This is a genomic window from Massilia sp. P2_C2 (assembly GCF_056404615.1).
Genome location: NZ_JBFUDR010000550.1, coordinates 1 through 1,923 on the forward strand (window position 1 = coordinate 1; position 1,923 = coordinate 1,923).

Sequence of the window (1,923 nt, forward strand, 5' to 3'; positions counted from 1 at the left end):
CGCCACGAACGCGAGCAGATCGCCGACGATTTCGCCGCGCGCCACCTCGGCGAACCGCGCCGCCTCGCGCGGGCGCTGTCGGAACTGGAACGCCTGCAGTTCTCGCGCCACCACCTGGCCCAGGCCGCGGCCGGCGGCGACTTGATGGCCCGCATCCGCCGCCTGCTGCGTCCCGATCCGCAGGCCCTGGACTGGCGCGCCGCGCTCCCCGTCCTCGGCCTCGTGCTGGCCTGCGCGGCCAGTGCCCACGCGCTGTCAGCCCGGGACGTCCCGGCGGTCACCACCACGGCCGGCCTCACGCGGCCCGCGGTCGCGGATTTCTCGACCTGCAGGAAACCGCAGTACCCGCAGGCCGACATCGCGGCCAGCCACGAAGGCACGGTCACGTTGAACTTCCGCGTGGACCCCTCGGGCTTCGTCACGGCATCGACCATCCTGCGTTCCAGCGGCTACGCCAGCATGGACGAGGCGGCCCGTAGCGCCCTGCACCGCTGCCGGTTCGCGCCCGCCCTGCGTAACGGCCAGCCTGTGTCGACGTGGCAACCGGTCCAGTACATCTGGACCCTGGCGTAATCCGTTCCCACCATCAGTTCCCACCACAAGGAGACGACCATGTCCCGCCTCATCCGCACGCCCCTGCAATGCCTGTCCCTCGCCCTCGCCTGCGTGGCGTCCGCCCATGCGGCACCGCAAGGCGGCAGCACCGCCAGGCTCGACTTCAACAGCTGTGCCAAACCGCAGTACCCCCATGCGGACGTGCAGGCCAGCCATGAGGGCACGGTGACGCTGCGCTTTCTCGTCGACGAGAACGGCCGCGTGAAGAATTCGAAAGTGATGGCGTCCAGCGGGTTCACGACCCTGGACGAAGCCGCGCGCTCGGCGCTGGCACAGTGCAGCTTCCAGCCTGCGCACAAACACGGCAAGCCCGCGCAGCAATGGACCAAGGTCCAGTACGTGTGGAAGCTGCGCTAGGAGAATGGAACGACGGGCGGCACCGCAACGCCGCCCGGAGGGACATCAAACGGCCGAGATGTCCAGCTCGGCCGACGTGGCGGCCACGACCTCTTCCTTCGTGACGCCCGGCGCCAGCTCCACGAGCTTCAGGCCGGTGTCGGTGACGTCCATGACACCCAGGTCGGTGATGATGCGGTCGACGACGCCGACGCCTGTCAGCGGCAGATCGCATTTCTTGAGGATCTTGTGGCTCGTCGAGCCATCCTTCGCGGTCGCCACGTGTTCCATCACGACGACAACGCGCTTGACGCCGGCCACGAGGTCCATCGCGCCGCCCATGCCCTTGACCATCTTGCCCGGAATCATCCAGTTGGCCAGATCACCCTTTTCCGAGACCTGCATCGCGCCCAGGATCGCCAGGTTGATCTTGCCGCCGCGTATCATGCCGAACGAATCGGCCGAGCTGAAGTAGGCCGCGCCCGGCAGTGCCGTCACGGTCTGCTTGCCGGCGTTGATGAGATCGGCGTCCACTTCGTCGGCGGTCGGGAACGGGCCGATGCCCAGCAAGCCGTTTTCCGACTGCAGGAAGACCTCGATATTGTCCGGGACGTAGTTCGCCACCAGCGTGGGCAGGCCGATGCCCAGGTTCACGTAGAAACCGTCCTGCAGTTCCTTGGCCGCGCGCGCGGCCATTTCATCACGAGTCCATGCCATGTCTGTCTCCCCTGGTCTTATGCTTGACGCACGGTGCGCTGTTCAATGCGCTTTTCCGGCGTCGGGTTGTGAACGATGCGGTGCACGAAGATGCTCGGGGTATGCACCTGGTCGGGGTCGATCTCGCCGACCTCCACCAGCTGCTCGACTTCCACGATGCAGACCTTGCCTGCGGTAGCCACGTTCGGGTTGAAGTTGCGGGCCGTCTTGCGGAACACGAGGTTGCCGGCGCGGTCGGCCTTCCACGCCTTGACG

General features: G+C 67.0%; 4 protein-coding genes. 2 read left to right on the plus strand and 2 right to left on the minus strand.

Annotation, left to right across the window (positions count from 1 at the left end):
• Together AC1DYX_RS30695 and AC1DYX_RS30700 are read left to right on the plus strand one after the other, a co-directional pair.
• Positions 1-573 (plus strand): energy transducer TonB (locus AC1DYX_RS30695; RefSeq protein WP_477265938.1); only part of this gene is annotated, 573 nt, incomplete at its 5' end.
• 39 nt (positions 574-612) lie between these two features.
• Positions 613-972, plus strand: a complete 360-nt coding sequence (locus AC1DYX_RS30700; RefSeq protein WP_477265940.1) for an energy transducer TonB — start codon at positions 613-615, stop codon at positions 970-972.
• A gap of 45 nt (positions 973-1,017) precedes the next feature.
• Here AC1DYX_RS30700 and AC1DYX_RS30705 read toward each other — a convergent pair whose 3' ends face one another.
• Positions 1,018-1,668: a 3-oxoacid CoA-transferase subunit B gene (locus AC1DYX_RS30705; RefSeq protein WP_477265941.1), complete on the minus strand. Its 651-nt coding sequence runs from the start codon at positions 1,666-1,668 to the stop codon at positions 1,018-1,020.
• A gap of 17 nt (positions 1,669-1,685) precedes the next feature.
• Positions 1,686-1,923: CoA transferase subunit A (locus tag AC1DYX_RS30710; RefSeq protein WP_477265943.1), on the minus strand; the 238-nt coding region annotated here is incomplete at its 5' end.

What these genes read in the sequence shown, in the direction of transcription:
- AC1DYX_RS30700 (WP_477265940.1), top strand. Translation starts at nt 613, where the DNA reads ATGTCCCGCCTCATCCGCACGCCCCTGCAATGCCTGTCCCTCGCCCTC.
- AC1DYX_RS30705 (WP_477265941.1), bottom strand. Translation starts at nt 1,668, where the DNA reads ATGGCATGGACTCGTGATGAAATGGCCGCGCGCGCGGCCAAGGAACTG.